General features: G+C 46.5%; 3 protein-coding genes. 1 reads left to right on the top strand and 2 read right to left on the bottom strand.

Going from position 1 to position 4,179, the window contains the following annotated elements; genetic code table 11:
- Nucleotides 1–302: 302 nt before the first annotated feature.
- Complete coding sequence (locus tag IT291_09530) at nt 303–2,633, bottom strand: ATP-dependent RecD-like DNA helicase (protein MCC6221465.1); 2,331 nt, start codon at nt 2,631–2,633, stop codon at nt 303–305.
- On the opposite strand from IT291_09530, the gene IT291_09525 reads away from it, so the two are divergent.
- Nucleotides 2,619–3,353 (top strand): MBL fold metallo-hydrolase, encoded by a 735-nt coding sequence (locus IT291_09525; GenBank protein MCC6221464.1) that lies wholly within the window; start codon nt 2,619–2,621, stop codon nt 3,351–3,353. The two genes, IT291_09530 and IT291_09525, sit on opposite strands and share 15 nt — an antisense overlap.
- Nucleotides 3,354–3,376: 23 nt before the next feature.
- Here IT291_09525 and IT291_09520 read toward each other — a convergent pair whose 3' ends face one another.
- Nucleotides 3,377–3,727 carry an HU family DNA-binding protein gene (locus tag IT291_09520; protein MCC6221463.1) on the bottom strand — a complete coding sequence of 117 codons (351 nt, stop codon included), beginning with the start codon at nt 3,725–3,727 and terminating at the stop codon, nt 3,377–3,379.
- Nucleotides 3,728–4,179: the final 452 nt, after the last annotated feature.

Raw genomic sequence — 4,179 nt, 5'->3', positions numbered from 1 at the left:
CTACTCTCTAACTGCCTCGTCAGGCAGGAGCATAGGTGTCAAGGCTAGGACTGGAATTCGCCTAGGAGAAGCTTAGAAAGTGGAATCGGCCGCATATTTCTTAACCTCATTTCGCGTCCTCTCATCTCTATTCCTGGGCAGTTTATGCCATGGAACAGAGATGAGGTAACATCCTTCTACGAAAAGATTTTTTATTAAAAGAACAGATAGCTAGCACTTGGCGCAACAACTGTTTGTGTTATGGCAGTTAGAAGTTACGCTGTAGCCCATTATTTCGGGCTATCTATTAGCGGGGCTTCGGTTTAATTGATGAGCTTTGCTGGCTTCCTTAATTCTTCCAGCACTCTGTCGGCCAGTGTCGTATAGCGGCGTTTGCTTTGGGTTTTTTTTGTGGCCATGGCCAAAGCCTTATGCGTGCCTACAATGATAAGGAGCTGTTTGGCGCGGGTTACGGCGGTGTAGAGCAATTGCCGCTCTAAAAGGACTATGTGCGACTCGTGGATAGCTAAGACTACAACTGGCATCTCCGAGCCTTGGGCTCGGTGGATTGTTATTGCATAGGCGAGATCTAGCTCCGAGAGATTGGTCGACTGGTATGTCACCTCTCTACCATCCCATAGCCTCACAAAAACGCTTCGAGCAAAAGCATCAATCCCTATTACCTCCCCGCGATCGCCGTTAAACACGCCACCTGGCGCAATGCTATAATTATTAACTCGCTGACACACCTTGTCACCAACTCTAAACTCTAGCCTACCCACCCTAACGCGAGGTGTTTCCTCAGTAGCTGGAACGAGGCGATTCTGGAGTCGACAGTTTAGAGACTCTATCCCTAAATCACCGCGATTCATGGGCGACAACACTATTACGTCTTCCGGCGAATAGTTAAAAATCCTTGGAACATCATCGACGACTAGTCTCTCAATCACATCAGCACCGCTCTTGGCATCCTTAATTGGGCAAAGATACGCATCTGCCCGCTTATCCTCGGCGCTGTATGTGGGAATTTTGGGTATAATGGAGGAATTTATTCTGTGTGCAATTTCAATAATAGATGAGTGCACTTTCTGTCGAAAAACCGAACTAAGCTCCACGCGCGAAACCTCCTGAATGCTTAAAAGGTCTCGCAAAAACAGCCCTGGACCGACGCTGGGAAGCTGATCAGCGTCACCTACAATAATGATGCGCGTGCCTGCTCGAATAGCTCGAAATAGACTAAGTGCTAGGGGAACATCCACCATAGAACATTCATCGACTATTATGACATCCGTCTCTAGCGGCTGATTTTCGTCATGAGTAAAACTGTTCGTATAAGGATTGTAGCGCAGCAACCTATGAATAGTCGATGCTCCCATATCGCAAACTTCAGATAAGCGTTGAGCCGCTCGTCCCGTAGGTGCCGCCAGCTTAATGCCAAGTTTCGCCCTTTGAAAAAGAGAAACTAACGCTCGCACCAAGGTAGTTTTTCCACACCCCGGCCCACCCGTAATGACGAGCAGAGAGTGAGTCACCGCAAGCTCAAGCCCCAAACGCTGCTTTGCTGATAACCTAATAATGCCACTATGCGCTTCGCCACCTCGCGCGGCGTTTGCGCCAACAAAGGCCCTACTCGCCACGCTGTCTAATTCTTCCGCAGCAATATTTGCTAGCGGCGCGCTAGAAGCCATCAAAAACTGAGAGACTAGCTCGGCTAAATGCCGCTCAGCTTCATTTAGCTCTGGCAAATATATTCGCCCATCGATCTTAACTATCTCGTTATTAACAATTGAATCGCCGAGTATTGCCTCCAATCGCTCCGGACAATCTAGACCAAGCAACGTAGCAGTCTTTAGCAGAAGCTCATCCCTAGGATAATAACAATGTCCGGATTCTAGTGCTTTGTTTAAGCCATAGACAAAACCGGCTCGAATCCTCACTTCCGAATCCTTGGCAATGCCAATAGACTGCGCAATCTCGTCAGCAGTTTTAAAACCTATGCCCCATATGGTCTTTGCCAACAAATATGGATTGCGCTTGAGAACAGCAACGGCATTTCCGCCATAATGCTTATATATTCGCCTAGCAATGCCGTGACTAATCCCATACCCATAGAGAAAAGTTAAAATGTCGCGCTCTAGTTTATTAGTACCCCATTGCTCGGTTATGAGCCTTAACTTCTCCCTGCCAATTCCCGAGACTTCTAACAAGCGCTCGGGCTCATTGTCTATTATCTCTAAAGCATTACTGCCAAAATGCTCCACCACCCTCTTAGCTAAAACCGGCCCAAAACCCTTAACGGAATTTCCCGCCAAGTAACGCTCAATAGCCGCCGCTGTAGTCGGCTGTTCCTCCATGATAAGGCTAGCCTTAAGCTGGCGACCAAAGCGAGGATGAGTATCCCACTGCCCCTGAACCTTAATGACGGATCCAATTGAAACGCCGTCAGGCAAAATCCCAACAACGGTAATGCTTCGATTAGTGGAAACCTGGCTACTGGAATCAACCGTAAGCGTCAAAACTGAAAAGCCATTTTCCTCATTGCGAAAGCGAATATGAGACACTGCTCCATTGAGGCAGACCACTTGCCCAATATTGTCAACCGCAGTAGAATTTCGCCGACTAGATGAAAGAATGTTCGAATCGGTCGTTTTCATGGAATAAATTTTGTGACTATAGAAACCATTTGCGTTACACCATTTCAACAAAACGCCAGATTAATCATCGACGACGAGAGCCTTGATGCCGCGGTCGTCGATCCTGGCGGCGATGTGCCATTAATTCTCCAGACTATTAAGAAGCACGATGTAAGCGTTAAGGCTATCATACTTACTCACTCTCATATAGACCACGTTGGCGGAGTAACTGCCCTACTTAAAGCTCTATCAGAGGCAGACCCCTTTGTTTCGCCTAAACTCTTTGCCCACAGGGCAGAAGCTGATTTTCGTTCCTCCGTATCCCAACAAGCTCTATATTTTGGCCTTTCGCCAGAAGAATTCTTAAACGCCCCAGAGCCAGACGTCTACGTAGAAGATGGTAGCGAAATTTTAATTGGAAACCTAGTTGCCAAAATCCTCTTTACTCCTGGGCACTCCCCTGGGCACGTTGCTATTTTTTTCGACGGCGAAAGCATCAAGAAAACCTCTTCACCAAGGAACCCCAACGCTAAAACCCCAGTCCTAATTTCTGGCGATGCCTTGTTCGCTGGCTCTATAGGCCGAACCGACTTGCCAGGTGGAAACTACTTCCAGCTACTCGAAAGCATTAAACACAAACTCCTAACGCTACCAGGAGAGACTATCGTAAAATCTGGCCACGGCCCAGATACCACCATAGAGCGAGAGCGCCGAACAAATCCCTTTTTACTAAACTCCTAGCCGCAAAAACCGCCCATTCGCAACTACTTCTCATTCACTAAAGCTTTTAGTCCTTGGGAAGACGTAAAGCGAGGATATTTTCGTGCCGGAATATCCATTTCCTTACCAGTTCTCGGATTCCTCCCCTTCCTCGCGTCTCGTTGTTTTACGTAAAAACGGCCAAAATTCGTCACCGTGATCATTCTCCCCTTTTTTAGCTCCTCGCCTAATATCAGGAAAACATCTCTTACCTGCTGCTCAGCCTCCTCCTTAGTTATTCCAAACTTTTCCGCCATTGCGTTCGATAGTGAATTCCTCGGAGCTGCGTTTACTTCAGTTGAATATAGACCAAAAATGAATACACACGCGAGTATGCGCACTACAGACTTCTTCATAGCCGTTACCTTATTTGCTAGCGCTTAGTGATACTACGGCAATGCTTTACGCATCGCCAGCAACATGACGTTATCGGCAAAACAGGCCGAGATGTTCACAAAGAGAGGACTTATACCGTTTCCAAAAAGTAAGTTGAATATTTTACTTTTTGGAAACGGCATTTGTTGTTTATTGGCAAGTGCTTACGCATTTGCTGTTTATAGCATTTACAAAAATCCTTTTTGTAAATGCTATAAATGCGCAGATTAAAAAACTTTAGACTCGCCTAGCAACTTTAGCTCGAATAGCCTCAAAACGTGGGCTTGTTAGTTTTAAACTACTGCATCTACTTCCTATTTGAGCTAGGGAGTTAGCGTTGGAGAATGAAAAAAAAGTAAACTCGCCATTGGGCCACCTAGAGCGAAAAAAATCCGTATGTTCGCAGTGCACTAAATCAAAGGCATGAAAGCCG

Source organism: Deltaproteobacteria bacterium, from assembly GCA_020845775.1.
Lineage (GTDB): Bacteria > Bdellovibrionota_C > UBA2361 > SZUA-149 > JADLFC01 > JADLFC01.
This window is presented reverse-complemented; position numbering and strand designations above follow the sequence as displayed.